The following is a 23,347-nucleotide window of genomic DNA, read 5'->3' on the forward strand; positions in this document are numbered from 1 at the left end:
ATGTTCTTTGTTTTAAAGAGGGACAAATTTAAGAATAATATAAAAGAAAAAGGACGGCTTTGGGGTAGGCCGTCCTTCTTTTGGAAAAAGAATGGGGGAAAATTTTTATTTCTTCTTGAATTATTGACTAATCAGAGCTTCTAAAGCTTTTCAATTGAGAACCAATTGTTGTGGGTTATATATCACATCTTCTTTCGAGAACAATTTTATTGACATCGTCTTGGTACAACTTTATAAGATTTTCCTCAAGTTTATATACTTGCCATTCTGAGGTGAAATCGGGAAAATTTTCAAACTTAAGTCTCAAGTTCACTGCTCCATTTGACATACTTGTGTTCCAGGTTCCTGTTATCTCATTTGCAGTAAATGTGGAAAAAACAACAGAACCATCTTCTCTAAATACCATTAAATGTTCAAGGTATTGTTCACTGTTGTCCATTTGGTTACGTATTACCTGTTTTACCTGTAATGGACAGGCCATTACATATTCGTCCAGCTCGGCTTCGGAGAAATCGTCATCGCCAAAGTCATTGTCGTCATCCTCATCACATTGATTTTTTTCCATTTCCAAAGTGGCAATCAAATCGGCATTATTTTCAACAACAATTTCGGTGCCGTCATGCTTTGTCAGTGTGATGGGATACTGGAAACTGACCAATCGATTGTCTTCCAACTCGGAAAATACACGGTACATATCAAAATCGGTTTCAACTTGGATTTCGGAACTCTGTTGTGCATCTATCACAAAGGTGAACAAGGTTATGGGATATACGAAATCAACGCACTCAATATCGTCATCCCCGCCGCCTTCAATGCATTCACGGGCCCTAACCATAAGCTCTCCCTTATTTTCAATAGTAATTTGGCTATAATCCGCAAATGTTATTGTGATGGGAAAAACTATTTCTAGGATATTATTTCCCTCAATGGTAGCGTCAAAAACATTTTCGATTTTTTCTAGATCACTTTTGGAATTGATGCTGATCTCAACCCCATTTGCATTTACGGTATATGGAAACTGGATGGCGAAACAACTGGCTCCATCCACAATATTGTCAAAAGAACCATCTTGGGATGAGGTTTGTTGAATTAAACCAGCAATGTCAGATTTAGCTGCAATGGTTTGTTCTTGGTCGTTGCCATGTACATCTTCATACTCCTCTTGACAGGAATACAACCCAATAACAGACACCATGAGCACAACACGCATCACATTGTCAATCAGCTTCTTCATAACTATTGATTTTTTGGGGTTATTCTTTACCACTAAACAATTCTCAAAAAAAAAACCCTACTTTTCCTTAATATTTTTCAAATATATTTGATTCCCTAATCAAACCATCTTCAATGAGCAACGTTTGTGAAGAGCAAATTTTCAGTAAAGTTTTCAAGGCCCATTCCAAAACGGTCTTTAACTATATATTCTACAAGTTCGGCAATGAGGAAAAAGCAAATGACGCTGTACAGGAGGCATTTGTAAAATTATGGCAAAACTGTGCAAAAGTGAGCCCGGAGAAAGCAAAATCCTATGTTTACACAGTAGCCAACAACCTTTATTTAAATGTGATAAAGGCTGAAAAGGTGAGGTTGAAACATGCCGACAGCCTTGTAAAAGATAGAACCAACGAATCTCCAGAATTTTTAATGGAGGAACAAGAATACAAGGAAAAATTGGACAATGCGCTTAATGCCCTACCCGAAAATCAACGGACCACATTTTTACTGAACCGAATCGATGGTAAAAAGTATGCAGAAATTGCAGAAATGGAGGAGGTGAGCGTAAAAGCCATTGAAAAACGAATGCATTTGGCCCTCAAAAGTTTACGGGAACATATTGATGGTATTTAGCTATAGAATTTATTTTGAATTTTAAGTAGGGTATTTTAACAACTAGTTGTTTGTATAACGTAAAGCATAGAACCCATGCAAGAAAATTATTTGGCAAAATGGCTGAGCGGAGAGCTTTCAGAAGATGAGCTTCGGGAATTTAAAGGCTCCGAAGAGTATGCCTCATATCAAAAGCTAAAGGATGTTTCTAGTAGGTTGACGGCTCCTGAATTCGATGCCGACCAAGCATTGCAACGCCTAAAAGATGAGTACATCGACAATGCGCCAAAGGTGATTTCCTTGAACCCTTTCAAGAAATTCCTTAGGGTGGCTGCAGTCATTGCTGTTCTGCTTGCTGGTTCATACTTCTACATAAATACTTTGAATGAAAAAGTAACCACAGAGTTTGCAGAACGCTCCGAAGTTGTACTTCCCGATGATTCCGAAATATTTTTGAATGCCGGTTCCCAAATCTCATACAGCGAGAAAGGTTGGGACAAAAATCGAAACATTGATTTACAAGGCGAAGCTTTCTTTAAAGTAGCCAAAGGAAAAAAATTCACCGTTTCCACCGACCATGGAAAAGTTAGCGTATTGGGAACACAGTTCAATGTGGAAAACAGAAAAGGTTTTTTTGAAGTAACCTGCTACGAAGGATTGGTAAGCGTTACCCACAACAATAAAGAATTAAAACTGCCCGCAGGAAATTCCTTTCTGGTAATCGATGGCAAAATTGTAAGCACTGGCACTCCAAATGGTAATTCCCCCTCTTGGATGAACAACGAAAGTAGTTTTGAAAGTATTCCTTTAAAATATGTTTTTGCCGAGCTGGAAAGACAGTTCAATATCCAGGTTAGCATTGAAAATATTGATACAAATCTTTTATTTACAGGTTCGTTTAACAACACAGACCTAAAAATGGCGTTAAAAAGTATAAGTACCCCCTCCCAAACACGTTTTAAAATAGACGGAGACAACGTACTTTTTTATGCTGAGAACACACAACAATAAGCATATAGGCCTCGTCCTCGGTGTTTTGTTTTTTCTGGCAGGCAACATGAATGCACAGGAAGAACAACAATCCCTTATTTCATACATAAAAAATATAGAGAATCGTTTTGATGTCAAGTTCTCCTATCTTGATGAGGATTTGGATGGTCTCACCCTTAAAATTCCAGAAAGCCTGAATACCCTAGAAGAAATCCTTCAATACATCAAGGACATCTTCAATATTCAAACAGAAAAACTCAATGACCGCTATTACACCCTCTCCACCAAAAATCAGGTCAATGTGTGCGGTGTGGTTTTGGATAATTTTGCCGAAAACACGGTTATTGGAGCCACAATAGAGGTTTTGGGAACAGGCACCGCTAAAATAACGGACAATAACGGCTCTTTTTCACTGGAGAATATTCCTAGAAACGCGTCCTTGCAAATTCGGTATTTGGGATACGTGACCAAATATGTAAAGGTTGAAAGTCTGTTGCAACAAAGCGGATGCCCCAAAATACTTTTGGCACCTTATTACGAACAATTGGATGAAGTGTTCGTATACAAATACCTCACCTCGGGAATTATAAAAGAAAAGGATGCCAGCATCACATTGAACACCGCAGAGTTTGGAATACTTCCAGGACTTATTGAACCCGACATTCTGCAAACCGTACAAGCCTTGCCGGGGATAAAAAGTATTGACGAGACCGTATCGGACATCAACGTTCGTGGTGGTACCAACGACCAAAACCTTATTCTTTGGAACGGCATAAAAATGTATCAATCCGGACATTTTTTTGGGTTGATATCTGCCTTTAACCCCTATCAAACGGATAAAGTGACCATCTATAAAAATGGGACGCCCGCCAACTTTGGTGACGGGGTGAGCAGCGTTATTCAAATGGAAACGGGAAATTCCATCCCGGAAACGTTTAATGGTGGAGGTGGATTTAATTTGATAAGCGGCGATATCTACGCCGAGGCCCCCATAACCAACAACCTTGGAATTCAGTTTTCTGCAAGGCGCTCAGCCACCGACTTTTTGAGGACACCCACATACAAACAGTTCATCAATCGGGCGTTTCAGGATAGTGAGATTACACTTCAAAACAACAGCACCGTTGATGATGAATTTATACGTGACGAAGATTTTTTCTTTTATGATTTTTCCGGAAAAATCCTGTACGACCTCAACGAATATCACAAAATCAGACTGAGTGCCATACACATTAAAAACAATTTAAAATTTGATGAGACCAATGTTACGGCAGATGAAACCAATATCAGCCTATTGAGACAGGACAATATTTCCGTTGGCGGGCAACTCCAAAGCGATTGGACGGATAGGTTCTCCACGCACCTGAACATCTATTACTCCAAGTACAATTTGGATGCACAAAATATTTATGACAATCAGATACAGCAGTTGTTCCAAAACAATCAAGTGATTGAAAATGCACTAAAATTAAACACCACCTTTATTCTTAATGATGCATTTAATTGGAACAATGGGTATCAATACATTGAAACCGGTATTGTCAATGCTACGATCATCAATCAACCCAGTTTTGAAAGTGAACTCAAAGGCGTAATCCGAACCCACGCACCATATTCGCAACTCAATTACAATTCTCCGGGGAACAAATTCATCGGAAAAATTGGAGCCCGATTCAATTTTATCGAGAATCTGAACACCTTTCAACAGCTTTTGGTGGAACCCAGAATCAACCTGAACTTTAAATTGGCCAATTATCTTAGGGCCGAGGTTTTAGGTGAGTTCAAAAGTCAGACCACCAACCAAATCATTGATTTGGAACAAAACTTTTTAGGCATTGAAAAGCGCAGATGGATTTTGTCCAACGATAACACGCTTCCCGTGACCAAGAGCAAGCAAGGCTCGGTAGGCATCAATTACGAAAAAAACAATTTTTATGTGGGTGTCGAGGGCTTCTATAAAAATGTGGACGGCATCAGCACCAGCACGCAAGGATTCCAAAATCAATATCAATTTTCGGGAGAAATAGGAGGCTACAATGTTAAGGGCATGGAACTGCTTATCAACAAAAAAGGAGATAATTATAGTACTTGGTTAAGCTATGCTTACAACAAGAATGATTACACCTTCGACTCCATTGTACCACAAACATTCCCGAACAATTTGGACATAAGACATACCATTACCTTTGCCAGCACCTACAATTATAAGGATTTGAAGCTGAGCATTGGACTTAATTACAGAACTGGTAAACCCTTTACCGAACCTGTTCCGGGCGATGAAGGGCTGGATGACAACTTCTCCCCGCCCAGAATCAACTTTCAGGAACCAAACAGCAGTAGGTTGCCAGAATATTTTAGGGCGGATGCCTCGGCCATATACAATTTTCAAATCGGTAGAACTATTCGGGCCAACGCCGGGCTGTCCATTTTAAACTTCACAAATAGAAGAAACAGCCTCAACAAATATTATCGGGTCAACCAAGATAATGAAATCGAGACCGTGGAAAACTTTTCACTGGGCATTACCCCCAATATGAGTTTTAGGGTGAGTTTTTAAATTTTGTAGATTTATAGAATCAATCTCCCAGATTCAGTAGCCTGAATCACCCCTCTTTTTCCAAGAGGGGAGCTTTTTATATAAAGATTGATGAAAAAAAGAATCCATAACCGCAAAGAATTAGAAAACTACAGAAAAAAGTTACGAAAGAACCTAACCCCCGCCGAAGCTTTTTTATGGCGTTACCTCAAAGCCAAAAAACTACGAGGTAGACGTTTCAACCGTCAGCATAGCATCAAAAACTACATTGTTGATTTCTATTGTGCTTCAGAAAAATTAGTGATAGAATTGGACGGAGCCGTACACAATACACCTCAAGCCCAAGAATACGACGCAAAGCGCACTCAGGTTATAAATGAACTAGGTTATACCGTGATACGATTTGAGAATAAAATGGTGTTTGAAAACCTGGAATCCGTATTATCGGAAATTACTGAACATTTTAAACAAACCCCATAGGCTTCTCCCTTTTAAAAAGGGAGACTGAGAGGATTCCTACATCCTATCAGGAACATCAATACCCAACAAGCGGAACGAAGATTGAATCACCTCGCCTACTTTTTGGGACAACTGCACCCTGAAGTTTTTCTTCTGCTCGTCAGTTTCACCCAAAATGGAAACTTGCTGATAGAACGAGTTAAACTCCTTCACCAAATCGTAAGTATAGTTCGCAATCAAAGCAGGGCTAAAGTTTTCCGCCGCCAATTGAACCGTTTCCGGGAACAATTGGATTTGTTTCAACAACTCTTTCTCCTTTTCGTGCAAGTCCATTGTCATGTCGAGCGCAGTCGAGACACCAAAATCAGCCTTCCTTAAAATAGATTGAATCCTAGCGTAGGTATATTGAATAAATGGTCCTGTGTTTCCCTGAAAATCGACCGATTCTTCAGGGTTAAAAAGAATACGTTTCTTTGGGTCTACTTTTAAAATGTAGTATTTAAGGGCACCCAGACCTATGGTTCGGTACAATTGTTTTTTCTCCTCTTCGGAATAACCTTCCAGTTTGCCCAATTCTTGGGAAATGGATTCAGCGGTATCTTCCATATTTTTGATAAGGTCGTCCGCATCCACTACGGTACCTTCCCTACTCTTCATTTTGCCGCTGGGCAAATCCACCATTCCATAACTCAAATGGAACAACTGCTCCGCCCAAGAATAACCCAGTTTTTTTAAGATAAGGAACAAGACCTTAAAGTGATAATCCTGCTCATTACCCACCGTGTATACCATTCCGTTAATGTCTGGATGGTCGGTCACCCTTTGAATGGCCGTCCCGATATCTTGAGTCATATACACCGCAGTACCATCGGAACGCAACACGATTTTTTCATCCAATCCGTCCTCGGTCAGGTCTATCCAAACACTGCCATCTTCCTTTTTAAAGAAAACACCGCGTTCCAATCCATCTTTCACCACATCACGACCTAGCAAATAGGTATCACTCTCGTAGTACAGCGTATCAAAATCAACGCCCAAGTTTTTGTAGGTGATATCAAAACCATCGTACACCCAGCCGTTCATTTTTTTCCAAAGTGCCACAACTTCATCATCGCCAGCTTCCCACTTACGGAGCATTTCTTGGGCTTCCAATAAAATTGACGCCTCCTTTTCAGCCTTTTCTTTGGGTGTGCCCGATTCGACCAATTCGGCTATCTGTTCTTTGTATGCCTTATCAAAAGCCACATAGTATTTTCCTACCAAGTGGTCCCCTTTTAAACCGGAAGATTCTGGGGTTTCGCCTTCACCAAATTTTTGCCAGGCCAACATACTTTTACAAATATGGATGCCTCGGTCGTTGATGATCTGGGTTTTGTACACTTTTTTGCCCGAAGCTTTCAAAATCTCAGCTACGGAATAGCCCAAAAGATTGTTTCGGATATGCCCCAAGTGCAACGGTTTGTTGGTATTGGGAGATGAATATTCCACCATCACGGCATCATCCGACTGTGATTTTACATAACCAAAATCTGTTTCATCAAAAATACCGTTGAAGAAATTAAGGTAGTAGCTATCAGCAATAACAATGTTCAAAAAGCCCTGTACCACGTTGCATTTCAATACTTCATCAACATTCTCAACCAAGTACTCCCCTATCTTAGTTCCAATCTGAACCGGATTCCCTTTCACAAGGCGCAACATAGGGAATACCACTACGGTAATATCACCCTCAAAATCCTTTCGGGTAGGTTGAAATTCCACCGTGGGCAAGTCAACTTGGTACAGTTGTTTTACCGCCTCGATTACTTTTTGGGTCAAATCGTTCTGCAAACTCATCTATAAAGGCTTTTCAGGGCGCAAAACTACGCATTTTTTGGGCTTTTCCCACACCCTTACCAAATGGTCCGCCCTAATTTGAGTATTTTTAGATATGCTTTTGAACGTCTCCTACAACGATAAAATAATCACCAAAAAAATTGACGATGCCGTAGGCAAACCCATCCCTATAAAAGAGCGTTTTGCCATGGGCGGTATCGGCTCCCCAAAACTTTTTGTTACCGAGGCCAGTATCGATATTTACAATCTGCTCATTTTGGACAATAGCACCAATACTTGTAATGTTGAAATTCGTCCGAATGGCATCATTGTTCGGTTTCGAGCCCGCTTGGAGACCTACGGGCTTATCATCCCCTACTACAAATTGAACGTGTATAAAGGTGATATCGGGATCTATTCCATTTATATGGACCATTACTTCATCAAAGTAAAGTCGGATACCAAAGCTATTCAGCGATTCTTCCGTAAATTGATGGACCATCGTGCGGATAATCTGCCCACCAACTTGGAAGACCTATGAAAATATTGTTGACAGGGGCCAATGGCTACATCGGGATGCGCATATTGCCCAAACTTTTGGATATGGGCCATAGCGTAGTTTGTGCTGTTCGGGATGAAAAACGGCTTTCGGTGGATGCTAAAATCCGCTCAAAAATTGATATTGTTGAGATTGATTTTTTGGACGACCCCGAAAAACAACAGGTGACCAAGGATATTGATGCCGCCTACTACTTGATACATTCCATGACCTCCTCCGTTACCGATTTTGATGAAAAAGAGGCGCAAGCGGCCAAAAACTTCAACACCATTTTGCAGAACACCCAGTGCCAACAGGTTATCTACCTCAGCGGTATTGTGAACGACAAGGAACTTTCCAAACACCTCAGTTCCAGAAAAAATGTAGAAGAAATTCTATACAAAGGCCCGTTTGATGTAACGGTGCTCCGTGCTGGGATTATTGTAGGCTCCGGAAGTTCCTCTTTTGAGATTATTCGCGACCTCTGCGAAAAACTGCCCGTGATGATAACACCTAAATGGGTACTCACCAAAACGCAGCCGATCGCCATTCGCGATGTGATTCAGTTCCTCACCGAAGTGTTGGGCAACAAAGAAACGTACGGTCAATCCTTTGACATTGGTGGGCCCGATATTCTTACCTATAAAGATATGCTGCATGGCTACGCCAAAGTACGTGGCTTTAAAAACTGGATTTTCACGGTTCCCGTGATGACGCCGAAACTATCTTCCTACTGGCTCTATTTTGTGACCTCGACCTCTTACAAATTGGCTACAAACCTAGTGGATAGCATGAAAATGGAGGTTGTGGCCCAAGACAATCGCCTGCAAGAAATGTTGGGAATCGAAACTCACACTTACGAAGAGGCTATCGACTTGGCCTTCAAAAAAATTGAGCAAAACCTCGTCATCAGTAGTTGGAAGGACAGTATTGCAAGTGGTAGAATAAAAAAAGATCTTGAGGATTATATCCAAGTACCAAAATATGGTGTATTGCAGGATAAAAAATCAATTCCCATACAAAATGAGAAAGAAGTCCTCAAGAACATCTGGCGGATTGGTGGCGAAAACGGTTGGTACTACGGTAATTGGCTTTGGAAAATCCGTGGGTTCTTGGACAAATTGGTAGGTGGACCGGGACTGCGACGTGGACGCACCCATCCCGATAAAATTTTTCCTGGTGATGCACTGGATTTTTGGCGAGTGCTTCTGGCCGACAAAAAAAGCAAGCGATTGCTGCTTTTTGCCGAAATGAAAACCCCGGGAGAAGCTTGGCTGGAGTTTAAAATTGAGGACGGCGTGCTCTACCAAACCGCTACCTTTCGGCCCAAAGGTTTACTGGGACGATTGTATTGGTACTCCGTGCTGCCGTTCCATCTATTCATTTTTGGGAACATGATTCGGAATATTGCAAAAGTGTAAATACTCAAAGTAAAAACCTCTGTTACATCGAGCGCAGTCGAGATGTTTTCATTAATTATCGTTTTACTTAAGATTTCTCGACTGTCCCCTTCGACTGCGCTCAGGGTGACAGCTCGAAATGACAATCCTCCTAACTTCACAGCTGTTAAAATACTATTAAGCCATATCGGGGATTCCCTATTTCTTCGCACTTTGTCACAAAATTGCCCAAAGTTCGTCTAAACCACAGACAACCTTTCCTCCCCAAAAGGCGTCTTAACATTGAAACCATATCTGTAGTTATGTCCCTAAAACAGACCTTATTTCTTGCTTATTTTTCGCTTTTAATAGCACTTCCGATGGCCTCCCAGACCATTAGTTCACGTTTGGTGGATGCCAAGACCCAAAAAGGGATTCCCTACGCCACCATACAATATGGGGAGCACCAAGGAGTGGTCACTAATGATGAAGGCCGTTTCAGTTTTGTATTGGAAGAAGGTACCGCCCTGCCCGACTCCATTTATGTGACTTCCATGGGCTATGAGAAAAAAGGCTTCACGTTGGAACAAATGCAGGATAGCTTGGTTACTTTGAATGCCAAGGCCATTGAATTGAGCGGTGTTTATGTGTTCGACAAGGAACTGGAGGTAGATGACATCATTGATAAAATGATAGAGAACATTCCCCAAAACGTGAACAAAGCTCCAGTAAAACAACGGTTTTTTCTTCGGAAATCGGAACTGGCCAATATGCACAAGGTGGATTTTGGGTTCGAAAAATCATCCATCAAAGAACTCAACAAGGAATTAATGGACAGCATTGCCCGATCTATCCCTAAAAATGCTTCGCACTACACCGAGAGTTTTGGCGACTTCTACAAAAACAACACCGATTACAAGCTCAACATCCTAAAAGCGGCCGACCTGTACGATAAACGCGATGTGAGCTCTTTTGAAGATTTGGCGGAACACATGGAGGACATTTTTACGGCGAACGTAAAGCCGGGTTCTTATCTAAAGATAAAATCGGGGATTTTTAGTGAAAAAATACAAGTGGATTCCATTCTGGATACCATGGACGACGAACGGATGGACCAGGCAAAAAAACTGAAAGCCCAAGTAAAAAAAGACAGTGTTTCCGGCTTGACCGATAGCCAACGTTGGCAGTTCAAAGAACTATTGAGCAACTGTACTATAAAGAAGATACCAAATTGGATTTGGTGGACAAAAACCACCGTTACGAGTTTAAACTGGCAGGCTATGCCGATATTGGCGATGCAGGGGTGTACGTAGTCGACTTTTGGCCCAAGCGAAGCAGCGCGGATTTCAAGGGACGACTCTACATCAACATTGAGGACTTTGCCGTAATGCGTTTGGACTTTACGAACACCCAACGCCTCAGAAATTTCAGATTATTGGGCATTACCTATCGCGAAACCTTGTACAAGGGCACCATGCGGTTTGCCAAACTGCCCAATGGCAAGTACGAACTTCAGTTTATGGAATTGGCCGATGGCAAGTTCTTTGGGGTGGACAGACCGCTAAAAGTGGTGGAAAAGAACAAACATGTAAAAGGCCGTCGCAAACAGAACGAATTGAAGCTAAACATTGACTTCCAGATGAACGTTACCTCCAAATGGGAACTCGTGGTCTTCAACCAAGATAACATTGCCGAAAGCGAGTTCAAGTCCTTTAAAGAGGATAAAACAGTAAAGGCCACTTATATGCCACGCTACGACGCGGAGTTTTGGAAAGGCTACACCATTATGGAGCCCAACCAGGCCATTCGTGGGTTTACGGCCGAGGAGGAAGATTAGTTATGAGTTTTGGGTTAAGAGTTCTGAGTTTTCTTCCGTAACCTTCGTCTTTTACCCTTTACCCTTCATCATGTTGCCATATATGACATGTACCCGTTGACCAAAAATGTATTTCTTGCTTATCATATGGAAAAAGCAGAAGTTGTTTGGCAATGGATGGAAGACTGGTACGGTTCTCCTGAGGAATTGGCCAAAGTGTTGGATCTAGCCTTGGAAATGTTGTTTTATTTGGAAGAAGACACATTTGACCGAAAAGAAGTTCAAAAAGTGGTCGCTGCGCTTCGGGGGATTGCGGTTGGGTTGAGAAAATGAAATGCAAAGCATCGATTGAGAAATCTCAACTTTCCTTAGATTTCTCACACTCCCTTTGGTCGGTTCGAAATGACAAAAAGCTACTTCGGGGAAATTCGTGGAATTTGTGTCAAACTATGCCATTGATTATTGCTCACTGCCAATTGTTCATTGTTTCGGCCGGAGCAATTTCCCTAAAAAGTAGAGAGCGGCCATAACCAGGAGCATCAACAATAACACAAAACAGCTATTCAAAAGCACGGAACCCAACCCAAGCTCCAGCACATTTAAAAACGGATACGGATAAAAACCAGAGAAATGTCCCCGGACCAACACAAAAACCACATACCCTAAAGGGTAAAACAGCCATTTGGAGAGCTGTTTCCATTCAACTACGGCCTTGGAACAGAACATGAGCCAATACACATACATCAATATTGGGATTATGGTATGCAACAGCTCATCCACCACCATTTGCAGACCTGTTGGAGCCCAAAGGTTCCTGAGAACAAATTGGTATACCAATCCCACCACCAATATAAAAGAGGTCAAGGCCATTGGCGTGGCCTTCTGGTGAAAAAGGGCCAGTCGTTTTTGGTCCGCCCCAAAGACCCTGGTCGTAAAAAAAAGGGCAACCAACGTATTGGTAAGAATGGTAAAATAGCTGATAAAACGCAACAAACTTTCAACCAAGACGGTTTCTCTATTCTGAAGCATCAAATAGAGTTGGGCGAGTACGGCAAACCATCCTGCACACATCCCTAAAATCTCAAAATTTCTGCGCATGGTCGAAGATATTCAATTTTAAAGTTGCAATGCAACAGTATTATTCTGAATGTGAAGCTGAATCAAGTTCAGCACGACAACTTGCCCATTCGTAATGATTCGTATAATTGGTGTAATTCGTGTCATGTTAAAGAATAAAGATTTCTCGACTGCTCCTTCGCTCTCCTTCGACTGCGCTCAGGATGACAACTCAGAAACCAGCTCGAAATGACATTATGTTCCTACGCTTTTGGCAAAAATACTTCGGCCATCATACAACGGGCGCTGCCACCACCACAGGTCTCAATGGTATCCAACGGACTGTGGATGATGAGACAATGTTTTTCAATGGCCGTGATTTGTTCTTGTGTTAGGCTATTGTACGCTTGGGTACTCATCACCATAAAACGTTTATCGTCGGCACCGATTACCTGCAACATGTTCCCTGCAAAATGGCACATTTGCTCTTCGGTAATCCTGATGACTTCCTTGCCGTCCATTTTAATATGGTCCACCACGTTTTTTCGTTCCTTTTTATCATCGATGGAATCCAAACAGATAACGTCAAAGGTTTCTGCCATGGCCATCATTACATTGGTATGGTAAATCGGCAATCGCTCACCTTCCACCGTTTGATTGGCATGAAAAATTACCGGAAAACAATCAAAATCTTCACAAAATTCGATAAACAGGTCTTCGTGCGCGCGTTCGGACAATGCGCAATACGCTTTCTGGTTTACCCTGTCCAATAGAATACTGCCTGTACCTTCCAAAAACACCTCTTCCTCTTCTGCGGCTGTATAATCCATAAAATTATTGATTACAAAACCGTTCTCTTCCAAGAGTTCAAAAATATCCTCTCTACGCTCCTTTCTGCGGTTCTCCGCAAACATGGGATATACGCACACCGTTCCGTTGGCGTGAAAAGAGACCCAATTGTTCGGAAAAATGGAGTCGGGAGTATCGCGCTCCATATTATCGTTTATGGTGATCACGTTGACACCATTGTCCCGAAGCACTTTTACAAACTGGTCGAATTCCTCTTGTGCTTTCTTGTTGATCTCGGCATTTTTTAGATGCGGGTCTTCCTGAAAATAATTGTTGACAGCAGTCTGTTCGTTCATCCTAAAGTTAACGGGGCGCACCATAAGAATGGTACCGGTAATCTGATTCTTCAATACGTTGACTGTTTTTGGTATACCTGTGGCAGCAGGAAACGGGGTTATAAATTTATGCTCTCACCAAAGGCATGGTGCTACATCGCAACAGACCTTCTTGCTTGGCTATTTCGGCATAGGGAATCTCCTCTACGGTAAATCCTTGGTCCCGAAGCCAGTTGTTCAATCTTGTAAAATTCCTTTCTGAAACTACGACTTCAGGGGAAATGGAAAATACGTTGCTGAACATTTGATACATTTCTTCCTTATCGATTTCAAAGATATTATCCGGCCCGAAAAAATCTACCAGATATTGGTATTCTTCTTCCACTAGAAATCCATTCTTGTGCAATATGGCCTTATCCTTCCCCACAGGTTGAAAACAGCAATCCAAGTGCAATGCATTTTCCCTTGGGTTGGTATTCGATTTTCTCAGTTCGAAGGATTTCACCGTTTTATGGGGGAACATGTCTTGGATAAATTCTACAGCTTCAATATTGGTTCTGGCGGTTATATAGCTAGAATAATCGCTCCCCGTATAGGTTCCGATAAAAACATGATCCTTCCAAGGCATTACATCGCCACCCTCTATATGAACTTCTTCGGGCGGCCTAATAATACAGTTGGGGTCTATGTTTTCCAATACTTCATGGATTGCTTCGAACTCTCTTTCGCGGTCTGGCAAAATATTGGCGTGAAACAACTTATCCTCGATCACAAAAGCAATATCGCGGGCGAATATCTGGTTACAGTCCTCCAAAACTTCGGGTCGGTAAACCTTTACTCCATATTTATGAAATACATGGGCAAAGGCATCCATTTCCTTGATCATATCAGCTTCCTTGGGATACGTACCTGCCTTAATGTATTCGATGGATTTGGGGTCGTAGGCCTCCTCAATGGTCGGAACTGGCCCACAACTTTCTGCAGTTCCCAAAATGACTGCTTTTAAAGGGCTGGTCTCATCAACAACGTTCAAATCTATCATACTAGGGTTATTTGTCTCCGAAAATATCGGCAGATATGATCAACACAGAAAAATCCTAAAATTTCTATGGCAAATCTAGTGTTTTAGTTGAATTTTATTGCTCGCGAAAATGAGAAAATCCTCCAACTTTTCAATGCCTTACCCTCTAGAACTACAATTTACGGGTTTAAAAACGGGCTAATTTTTATCAAAACCTCAAAATACTGTTCAAATCCTCAAAAACTGACATATATCAGATACTTAAAATGTTTTTATTACTACTTTTGTATTAAGATTTTTCTTACTCATGAAAAAACTAATACTCACATCAACTCTACTGGCAACTTTAGCAGTTGTATTTGGGGGCATGAATGCTTTCCAAAGCAAAGATCGTTTTAGCTTTATTTCCAAAACTGGGACTCCTGCTAATCTTGAACCAATCCTTATGGTAAAATACAATGATTGTATTACCCAAGAAGACTTGCCCAAGAGACATTTTCTGTTTACACACCAGATAACTCATCAGCATTTAGAGCCTGAATACAGTAAAGTAAACGAATCGGCGAGAAAATATGGTATGTCATTGGACTCTACCTTAAAGAGCATGAGTACCGTGGATGCGCATGACTTTATTCACAAAACTTTTCAGGATGCAAAAAGTGAAGCATCCAGAGAGGACATTTCCGAAATGCAAAGGCATTACCAGTTTGAAATAATGCGAATGTGCCTAGATAAGGACAAGCATTTAAACCAAAATACAATAGGTCGCATTCTATAGTTAGTTAATCCGTCCCATTGAAAAAGGGGCGATATCGCCCCTTTTTTATTTTCTCAATGTTCCAAATCTTATCTTTTTTCCAAAGGAACAAAGCTTCTATGGTTTTCACCGATGTAAACCTGTCTTGGTCTACCTATCGGTTCTTTTCTCAATCTCATTTCTCTCCATTGTGCAATCCATCCGGGCAATCTACCCAATGCAAACATTACAGTGAACATTTCTGTTGGTATACCTAATGCGCGGTAGATGATTCCAGAATAGAAATCCACGTTGGGGTACAGTTTTCTATCCACAAAATAGCTGTCTTCCAAGGCCTCTTTTTCCAATCCTTTGGCGATGTCCAAAATCGGGTCTTCTATTCCTAAGTTGCCCAACACCTCGTCTGCCGACTTTTTAATGATCTTGGCTCTTGGATCAAAGTTTTTATATACCCTGTGTCCAAAGCCCATTAATCTGAAAGGATCGTCCTTGTCCTTGGCCTTGGCCATGTATTTTTTGGTATCACCTCCATCAGCCTCAATAGCTTCCAACATCTCCAGAACGGCTTGGTTGGCCCCTCCGTGCAATGGACCCCATAGTGCGGATATACCTGCGGAAAGTGATGCAAACAGACCAGCGTGCGAAGAACCCACGATTCTTACCGTAGATGTAGAACAGTTTTGTTCGTGATCTGCGTGCAAAATCAATAATTTGTCCAAAGCATCTATGGCGATTGGATCTCTTTTATATTCTTGATTCGGTCTTTTGAACATCATTTTATGGATGTTCTCCACATAACCCAAAGTATCATCCCCATAATCCAATGGAAGACCTTTTTTCTTGCGTAGTGTCCATGCGACCAAAACCGGGAACTTTGCCAAAATACGAACAATGGAGTTATACATGGCGGACTCGGATGACACATCAACGCATGATGGGTTAAATGCAACAAGGGCACTTGTCAACGAAGATAGCACGCCCATTGGGTGGGCAGATTTTGGAAAGCCATCCAAAATTTTCTTCATTTCCTCGTCCACTTGGGATTCCTCTTTAATGTCGCTATGGAATTTTTCAAGCTGTTCCTTGTTTGGCAACTCGCCAAAAATCAGAAGATATGCAACCTCCAAAAAGTCAGCTTTCTCGGCAAGATCTTCAATAGAATATCCTCGATATCTTAAAATACCTTTTTCGCCATCGAGGAACGTTATGGCACTTTCACAAGAGCCTGTGTTTTTGTAACCGGGGTCTATGGTCACCATTCCTGTTGCGGCCCTCAAGGTTTTGATATCTATGGCCAATTCATCTTCAGTACCTTTTATAACAGGGAATTCATATCTTTCTCCCCCATATTCGAGTATAGCTTTATCCGACATTTTATGTTTTAATAGATTAGTAAAAATAGAATGCGAAAATTACGAAAAAGCATAGCCATTAACAATTTCCAGCCGCTATTTGTGTTGATATTAACGCTAAAATGATATATATAAATTGGGTCAATCCAATTTGTAGAGCACTTTGTAATATTCATCTACGGATTTCTGCCATGTAAAGCGTTTTTTTCGTGCCGCAGCCTGTATTTTTTTCCAAGTTGGTTTATCATTTGCGAACACATCCAAAGCTACATCCATTGCTTCCAACATGCTCTTTATTTTCTCGTCGTAGCTGTCCCCATCAAAACTGAAACCGGTTTTCATGTGCTCCACCGTATCCTTTAGTCCACCAGTGTGATGTACCAAACATGGATTTCCATTTCTCATGGCCAACATTTGGCTAATACCACAAGGTTCAAAAAGACTGGGCATAAAATAAAGGTCGGATTCCAGGTACATGGAATCAATGAGTTTTTCTGACTGACCGTTGGTGAATATAAAGTTCTTGTGCTGGTAGCTCAATTTTCTGAAGAGTTCCTCATACTCGGGAGCTCCGGTGCCCAATAACATAAAGATACCATCGACCTTTTCGAGTTTTTTCAGTATTTCCACAAAGGCTTCTGGCGACCTCATGAAAAAGTAAAATTTTTGCTCTGTCAACCTAGCTACGCTCGAAGCGATAAATTTGGGTCTCTCCTCCACATAGGCCATGATTTTCTCACCTGTGTGGGCCAAGAAATCGGCCTTGTACTTTTTATCCTCTTGCTGCAACCATCCAAATAATGCTTTGACCGTATTTCGGTAAATATTACCCTTCTTTTCCTTGTTGATGTTCTTATAGTTACAGCCGTTTAGTATACCGAACAAACGTCCTTCCTCATCTGCTTTCTGTAAATCGGTTTCCAAGCTTTCCCCTCCAATAAATTCGGGAGGAGAACTCGGCAACAAGACATCATCTTTATAGGATGGTGACACAGTATGTACGGCATCCGCAAATCGAATGCCCACGGCCATAAGGTTGATACAGTCTTGGTATCTGTGGTCCATCAACTTTTGATAATCCAACGGAACATTGGGGAACCAGTTCTTTACAGAGGAATAATTATTGTCAAATGGACGTATGCCCTGAATGGCCAAATTATGGATACTATAAACAATCCTGATATCCTTAAGATTGGTATACTCTGGATGATATTCCCTCAAGAACAACAATAAACTGGAATGCCAATCATGCAAGTGTACCAAATCCACATCACCGAATGCACCTTGTTTTATGGCCTCAGCCACCGCGGTACAAAAGATAAAATACTTAATGGCATCGGTATAGAAGGGCTCTTCTGGGTCGTTGTGGTAAATGTGCGCAATATCGCCCGCCTCAATTTCCGGATGGTGCAAAACGTAATGGAAAATATTGGGGAATTCCTTTTTAGGTTTTACTTCGTAAAGTTCTGCGGTATACCCCAAACCGCGCAAGGTAAAGTTCACCGTTGTTCTTGGCAATCCTCCATGATGAAGTCTCGAATAAGCGGGAACAACCACGTGCACCTTATCGCCCCGTTCGGATATCTGCCTTGGCACATCACGGACCACGTCGCCCATGCCACCTGCTTTACAGTTTTCCAAAGCGTCATTTTCGGCGGCAATAAAAAGAAAGTTGTTCATGCGGGAGAGATATTTGAATGTTTATTAAGTGAACCCTTAATTTAACCAAAGTTTGGAACTGAAACAAAAAAAAGCCTTTCCTGATCAGGAAAGGCTTTTTGTATGCTAAAAAATCATTATTCTTAGTTTATCTTGAAGGCTTTTTCTTGTGGATAATAGGCAACTTCGCCCAATTCTTCCTCAATTCTCAATAACTGGTTGTATTTGGCCATACGGTCACTTCTGGAAGCAGAACCTGTTTTGATTTGACCTGTGTTCAATGCCACTGCCAAATCAGCGATGGTATTATCCTCTGTTTCACCAGATCTGTGAGACATTACAGAAGTGTATCCGGCATTCTTTGCCATGTTCACAGCGGCAATGGTCTCGGTCAATGTTCCGATTTGGTTCACTTTGATCAAGATGGAATTGGCAATACCGTTTTCAATTCCACGGGAAAGACGCTCCACGTTTGTCACGAACAAGTCATCCCCAACCAACTGAACTTTGTCACCGATCTTTTCAGTCAAAACTTTCCAACCTTCCCAATCGTTTTCATCCATTCCATCCTCTATGGAAATAATCGGATATTTTTCACAAAGGTCGGCAAGGTACTGAGCTTGCTCCTCAGAAGTACGCACTACACCTTTACTTCCTTCAAATTTTGTATAATCGTAAGCACCGTCTACATAAAATTCTGCCGAAGCACAATCCAATGCGATCATGATCTCATCGCCCAATTTGTAACCTGCTTTTTCCACAGCTTTTGCAATGGTATCCAAAGCATCTTCGGTACCACCTTCCAATGTTGGTGCAAAACCACCTTCATCACCTACAGCAGTGCTCAAATTACGATCGTGCAATACTTTTTTAAGGTTATGGAAGATTTCCGTTCCCATTTGCATGGCATGACTAAAATCCTTTGCCTTAACTGGCATTACCATAAATTCTTGGAACGCGATAGGTGCATCGGAGTGCGACCCTCCGTTGATAATGTTCATCATAGGAACGGGAAGCGTGTTTGCGCTAACACCACCTACGTATCGGTACAATGGCATACCCAACTCATTCGCTGCAGCTTTTGCCACTGCCAATGATACCCCCAAAATGGCGTTGGCCCCCAATTTTGATTTGTTTGGAGTACCGTCCAACTCGATCATGGTCTGATCAATATGGTTTTGTTCAAAAACCGATGTCCCGATAAGTTCCTCGGCTATGATCGTATTTACATTGTTCACGGCTTTACCGACCCCTTTACCCATAAAGGAATCGCCGCCATCACGCAATTCAACGGCTTCATGCTCCCCAGTAGAGGCTCCGGAAGGTACAGCTGCCCTTCCCACTATTCCATTTTCTGTTGTTACATCTACTTCTACTGTCGGGTTCCCTCTGGAATCCAATATTTGTCTTGCATGAATGTTGATAATGATGCTCATTTTAATTCAATGTTTTATAGTTGTGATTATTGGCTAAAGATACAAAAGACAGCGTTTTTAACTCCATGATATTACTCACAAAACGCACTTAAATACTTAAAAACAGAACTATATCGTTTTAGTTTTTACCGGCCTTGATCAAATCGAAGAACTGGTCGAACAGATAATCTGCATCGTGTGGACCTGGACTTGCTTCCGGGTGATATTGTACCGAGAATACATCCTTGTTCTTCATTTTGATTCCGGCCACGGTTTGATCGTTCAAATGCGTGTGGGTGATCTCCAACTCTGCATTTGCTTCCGTCTCTTCCCTATTCACCGCAAATCCGTGGTTTTGGGAAGTGATTTCACCCTTCCCAGTAACTAAGTTAAGGATGGGGTGATTAATCCCTCTGTGTCCATTATGCATCTTATACGTGGAAACCCCGTTTGCCAAAGCCAATACTTGATGACCTAAACAGATTCCGAACAAAGGTTTATCAGAGGCAATCATTTCTTTAGTGGCCGCTACGGCATCGGTCAACGGTTCTGGATCTCCAGGTCCATTGGATATAAAATAACCGTCAGGATTCCATTCTTTCATTTCATCATACGAAGAATTATAAGGAAATACTTTGATATAGGCTCCCCTCTTCGCCAAATTCCTCAAAATGTTCTTTTTGATTCCGATATCCAAAGCCGAAATCTTTATTTCGGAATTCTCATCCCCGTAGAAATACGGCTCTTTTGTGGATACTTTGGATGAAAGTTCCAAGCCTTCCATACTTGGAACTTGCTTCAATTCTTCTTTCAACGCATCAATATCGTCAACTCTTGTGGAAATCAGTGCGTTCATGGCGCCATTATCACGAATGTAGCTCACCAAAGCACGGGTGTCCACATCTGAGATAGCCAATAGACTGTTCTTGTCCAAGAACTCCAACAAACTCATGTCTGCATTGGGTCTGGAGTAATCGTAACTGAAATTCTTGCAGATTAGACCGGCAATCTTCACGGAATCAGATTCCACTTCTTCCAAATTGGCCCCATAATTCCCAATGTGTGCATTGGTGGTGACCATTAACTGTCCGTAATAGGACGGGTCTGTAAAAATCTCTTGGTAACCCGTCATCCCAGTATTGAAACAAACTTCCCCTACTGCGGTACCTTCTCTTCCTCCAACGGCCTTGCCATAAAATATGGTTCCATCCGCTAACAAAATCAACGCTTTTTTCTTTGTGTGATACTTCATTTCGTGCTCTAGTTTCAGTTTTGACAAAAAAACATAAAAAAAGGATAAGTTCTCACTTATCCTTTTTCGTTAAATACAATAGTTAATAACATTCTTCTTATTCTTCAGAATCGTCAGTTTTGGTTTCAGCCGCTGGAGCTGGTGTTTCAGCTTTCTTGGCTCCGCCTCCTCTTCTACTTCTTCTGGTCGACTTCTTCTTGGGCTTACCTGCGTTGTAAAGCTCGTTGAAATCTACCAACTCGATCATCGCCATGTCAGCGTTATCTCCCAATCGGTTACCCAATTTAATGATTCTTGTATAACCACCTGGTCTGTCACCAACTTTCTCCGCAACAGTGCTGAACAATTCAGTCACAGCTTCCTTGCTTCTTAAATTGCTGAATACAACCCTTCTGTTGTGCGTACCTTTTTCGGTAGTCTGATTGTTCTCGACCTTTGCTTTTGTGATCAAGGGCTCAATAAACTTTTTCAACGCCTTGGCCTTTGCAACCGTGGTATTGATTCTTTTATGCTCAATTAGGGAACTTCCCATGTTGGCCAACATTGCCTTTCTGTGGGCAGCTGTTCTACCTAAGTGATTAAACTTCTTTCCGTGTCTCATTGTTCTAAGTTATCATCTTGCTACCAAATCCCGTTTTACAGAGAGAGCAAAATATGATTATTAATCTTTATCTAATTTGTATTTGGAAAGGTCCATACCAAATTGTAGGCCTTTGTTTATGACCAATTCTTCCAATTCGGTCAATGATTTTTTACCGAAGTTTCTGAATTTCATCAAATCGTTCTTATTGAAGGAAACCAAATCTCCCAAAGTGTCAACTTCAGCAGCTTTAAGACAGTTCAAAGCCCTTACGGACAAGTCCATGTCTACCAATTTGGTCTTCAACAACTGACGCATGTGCAATGATTCCTCATCGTAGGTCTCAGTCTGAGCAATTTCATCAGCCTCAAGGGTGATACGCTCATCGGAGAACAACATAAAGTGGTGAATCAAGACTTTAGCGGCCTCGGTCAACGCATCTTTTGGGTGAATGGAACCATCAGTGATGATTTCGAAAACCAATTTTTCATAATCGGTCTTTTGCTCTACCCTATAGTTCTCGATGCTATATTTTACATTCTTTACAGGAGTGTAAACAGAATCCACCGCAATGCTTCCCAATGGGGCATTGGATTTTTTGTTTTCCTCCGCAGGAACATAACCACGACCTTTTTCTATAACGATTTCCATGTTAATGCTCACCTTGGGGTCCATGTTACAGATTACCAAGTCTGGGTTCAGCACTTGATATCCTGAGATGAACTTTTGGAAGTCACCGGCAGTCATCTGCTCTTTTCCGCTAACGGAAATAGACACAGTTTCGCTCTCAACATCATCAATCTGTCTTTTGAACCTAACTTGTTTAAGGTTCAGGATAATTTCGGTAACGTCTTCAACAACGCCTGGGATAACAGAAAACTCATGTTCAACTCCATCTATGCGCACAGAAGTGATGGCAAAACCTTCCAAAGAGGAAAGCAAAACCCTTCTCAGCGCATTCCCAACTGTTAATCCATATCCAGGTTCCAAGGGACGAAATTCGAATTTCCCCTCGAAATCTGTTGAATCGATCATTATAACTTTATCGGGCTTCTGAAAATTAAGTAATGCCATAATTGGATTAATGTTGAATTCTTATTTAGAGTATAATTCGACTATCAGTTGCTCCTTGATATTCTCAGGAATCTGAAGCCTTTCTGGAACAGCTACATAAGTACCTTCTTTCTTTTCAGAGTTCCAAGTAATCCATTCGTAAACACTGCTATTGTTAGCCAATGAATCCACGATGGATTGTACGGATTTGGATTTTTCCCTAACACCAACAACATCGCCAGCTTTTAGCGAGTAAGATGGAATGTTAACTACCTCTCCGTTTACAGTAATATGACGGTGCGATACCAATTGGCGTGCACCTCTTCTTGATGGGGAAATTCCCATTCTGAAAACCACGTTGTCTAAACGTGATTCACATAATTGAAGCAAGATTTCACCGGTAACTCCTTCTTTTCTTTTTGCCTCGGCAAATAGGTTACGGAATTGCTTCTCCAAAATACCATAAGTGTACTTTGCTTTTTGCTTCTCCATCAACTGGATTGCATATTCAGACTTTTTACCACGGCGTCTGTTGTTTCCGTGTTGTCCTGGAGGGTAATTTTTCTTTTCGAATGACTTATCGTCTCCGAAAATCGCTTCTCCAAATTTTCTAGCGATTTTTGTTTTTGGTCCTGTATATCTTGCCATCTTCTTTTGGTTTGAAAGTGCGATTATGAATTAAGGCTTATCCTTCGATAATCTAACTGCACCTTCGGGT

Annotated in this window: 22 protein-coding genes; 10 read left to right on the forward strand and 12 right to left on the reverse strand. The window is 41.4% G+C overall.

The genetic code is table 11. The features are described 5' to 3' along the window. Positions 1-175: 175 nt before the first annotated feature. Positions 176-1,234, reverse strand: coding sequence for a hypothetical protein (locus tag J0656_RS13975; RefSeq protein ID WP_207034963.1), 1,059 nt, complete (start codon positions 1,232-1,234; stop codon positions 176-178). Between the two features lie 113 nt (positions 1,235-1,347). On the opposite strand from J0656_RS13975, the gene J0656_RS13980 reads away from it, so the two are divergent. The 4 genes from J0656_RS13980 (at position 1,348) to J0656_RS13995 (ending at position 5,833) form a co-directional block, all read left to right on the forward strand. Further along, complete coding sequence (locus J0656_RS13980) at positions 1,348-1,848, forward strand: RNA polymerase sigma factor (protein ID WP_108247056.1); 501 nt, start codon at positions 1,348-1,350, stop codon at positions 1,846-1,848. A 75-nt stretch (positions 1,849-1,923) separates the two neighbouring features. Continuing rightward, on the forward strand, positions 1,924-2,838 hold the full coding sequence (locus tag J0656_RS13985) for a FecR family protein (RefSeq protein WP_207034965.1): 915 nt from the start codon (positions 1,924-1,926) through the stop codon (positions 2,836-2,838). Next, positions 2,816-5,374: a TonB-dependent receptor gene (locus J0656_RS13990; RefSeq protein ID WP_207034967.1), complete on the forward strand. Its 2,559-nt coding sequence runs from the start codon at positions 2,816-2,818 to the stop codon at positions 5,372-5,374. The genes J0656_RS13985 and J0656_RS13990 overlap by 23 nt, the downstream gene beginning before the upstream one ends. Positions 5,375-5,464: 90 nt before the next feature. Further along, positions 5,465-5,833, forward strand: a complete 369-nt coding sequence (locus J0656_RS13995; RefSeq protein ID WP_207034969.1) for an endonuclease domain-containing protein — start codon at positions 5,465-5,467, stop codon at positions 5,831-5,833. A gap of 36 nt (positions 5,834-5,869) precedes the next feature. Here J0656_RS13995 and argS read toward each other — a convergent pair whose 3' ends face one another. Continuing rightward, positions 5,870-7,648 (reverse strand): arginine--tRNA ligase, encoded by a 1,779-nt coding sequence (gene argS / locus J0656_RS14000; RefSeq protein ID WP_207034971.1) that lies wholly within the window; start codon positions 7,646-7,648, stop codon positions 5,870-5,872. A 94-nt stretch (positions 7,649-7,742) separates the two neighbouring features. Here argS and J0656_RS14005 point away from each other — a divergent pair, with 94 nt between their 5' ends. From J0656_RS14005 to J0656_RS14020, 5 genes are all read left to right on the forward strand, one after another. Continuing rightward, positions 7,743-8,168 carry a hypothetical protein gene (locus J0656_RS14005; protein WP_207034973.1) on the forward strand — a complete coding sequence of 142 codons (426 nt, stop codon included), beginning with the start codon at positions 7,743-7,745 and terminating at the stop codon, positions 8,166-8,168. Next, positions 8,165-9,586, forward strand: a complete 1,422-nt coding sequence (locus J0656_RS14010; protein WP_207034975.1) for an SDR family oxidoreductase — start codon at positions 8,165-8,167, stop codon at positions 9,584-9,586. The genes J0656_RS14005 and J0656_RS14010 overlap by 4 nt, the downstream gene beginning before the upstream one ends. Before the next feature lie 281 nt (positions 9,587-9,867). Continuing rightward, positions 9,868-10,857 carry a peptidase associated/transthyretin-like domain-containing protein gene (locus tag J0656_RS14015; protein WP_237688951.1) on the forward strand — a complete coding sequence of 330 codons (990 nt, stop codon included), beginning with the start codon at positions 9,868-9,870 and terminating at the stop codon, positions 10,855-10,857. Beyond that, entirely contained in the window at positions 10,785-11,381 is a 597-nt protein-coding gene (locus J0656_RS20190) for a hypothetical protein (RefSeq protein ID WP_237688952.1), read from the forward strand. Before J0656_RS14015 ends, J0656_RS20190 begins: the two co-directional genes overlap by 73 nt. Positions 11,382-11,507: 126 nt before the next feature. Beyond that, a complete protein-coding gene (locus tag J0656_RS14020; RefSeq protein ID WP_207035227.1) occupies positions 11,508-11,693 on the forward strand; it encodes a hypothetical protein in 186 nt (61 codons plus the stop codon). A gap of 147 nt (positions 11,694-11,840) precedes the next feature. On the opposite strand, the gene J0656_RS14025 is transcribed toward J0656_RS14020, so the two are convergent. The 3 genes from J0656_RS14025 to J0656_RS14035 form a co-directional block, all read right to left on the reverse strand. After that, on the reverse strand, positions 11,841-12,458 hold the full coding sequence (locus tag J0656_RS14025) for a Pr6Pr family membrane protein (RefSeq protein ID WP_207034976.1): 618 nt from the start codon (positions 12,456-12,458) through the stop codon (positions 11,841-11,843). Positions 12,459-12,679: 221 nt separating this feature from the next. Further along, a complete protein-coding gene (gene ctlX / locus J0656_RS14030; protein ID WP_207035218.1) occupies positions 12,680-13,585 on the reverse strand; it encodes a citrulline utilization hydrolase CtlX in 906 nt (301 codons plus the stop codon). Between the two features lie 82 nt (positions 13,586-13,667). Further along, positions 13,668-14,582 carry a dimethylarginine dimethylaminohydrolase family protein gene (locus J0656_RS14035; protein WP_207034978.1) on the reverse strand — a complete coding sequence of 305 codons (915 nt, stop codon included), beginning with the start codon at positions 14,580-14,582 and terminating at the stop codon, positions 13,668-13,670. Between the two features lie 424 nt (positions 14,583-15,006). Here J0656_RS14035 and J0656_RS14040 point away from each other — a divergent pair, with 424 nt between their 5' ends. Continuing rightward, positions 15,007-15,339 carry a hypothetical protein gene (locus tag J0656_RS14040; protein WP_207034980.1) on the forward strand — a complete coding sequence of 111 codons (333 nt, stop codon included), beginning with the start codon at positions 15,007-15,009 and terminating at the stop codon, positions 15,337-15,339. A 68-nt stretch (positions 15,340-15,407) separates the two neighbouring features. Here J0656_RS14040 and J0656_RS14045 read toward each other — a convergent pair whose 3' ends face one another. The 7 genes from J0656_RS14045 to rpsD all read right to left on the reverse strand — a co-directional run bounded on the left by J0656_RS14045 (position 15,408) and on the right by rpsD (position 23,277). Further along, a complete protein-coding gene (locus tag J0656_RS14045) occupies positions 15,408-16,691 on the reverse strand; it encodes a citrate synthase (RefSeq protein ID WP_207034982.1) in 1,284 nt (427 codons plus the stop codon). A 120-nt stretch (positions 16,692-16,811) separates the two neighbouring features. Continuing rightward, positions 16,812-18,350 carry a glycogen synthase gene (locus J0656_RS14050; protein WP_207034984.1) on the reverse strand — a complete coding sequence of 513 codons (1,539 nt, stop codon included), beginning with the start codon at positions 18,348-18,350 and terminating at the stop codon, positions 16,812-16,814. A 122-nt stretch (positions 18,351-18,472) separates the two neighbouring features. Then, complete coding sequence (gene eno / locus J0656_RS14055) at positions 18,473-19,765, reverse strand: phosphopyruvate hydratase (RefSeq protein ID WP_207034986.1); 1,293 nt, start codon at positions 19,763-19,765, stop codon at positions 18,473-18,475. 118 nt (positions 19,766-19,883) lie between these two features. Continuing rightward, complete coding sequence (gene carA, locus J0656_RS14060; protein ID WP_207034988.1) at positions 19,884-20,996, reverse strand: glutamine-hydrolyzing carbamoyl-phosphate synthase small subunit; 1,113 nt, start codon at positions 20,994-20,996, stop codon at positions 19,884-19,886. Between the two features lie 97 nt (positions 20,997-21,093). Then, positions 21,094-21,597: a 50S ribosomal protein L17 gene (rplQ, locus tag J0656_RS14065; protein WP_207034990.1), complete on the reverse strand. Its 504-nt coding sequence runs from the start codon at positions 21,595-21,597 to the stop codon at positions 21,094-21,096. A gap of 60 nt (positions 21,598-21,657) precedes the next feature. Next, complete coding sequence (locus J0656_RS14070; RefSeq protein WP_127023976.1) at positions 21,658-22,650, reverse strand: DNA-directed RNA polymerase subunit alpha; 993 nt, start codon at positions 22,648-22,650, stop codon at positions 21,658-21,660. 21 nt (positions 22,651-22,671) lie between these two features. Next, on the reverse strand, positions 22,672-23,277 hold the full coding sequence (gene rpsD, locus J0656_RS14075; protein ID WP_207034992.1) for a 30S ribosomal protein S4: 606 nt from the start codon (positions 23,275-23,277) through the stop codon (positions 22,672-22,674). Between the last annotated feature and the right edge of the window lie 70 nt (positions 23,278-23,347).

The sequence above is a fragment of the Flagellimonas aurea genome (genome assembly GCF_017313785.1).
GTDB classification, from domain to species: Bacteria; Bacteroidota; Bacteroidia; order Flavobacteriales; family Flavobacteriaceae; genus Flagellimonas; species Flagellimonas aurea.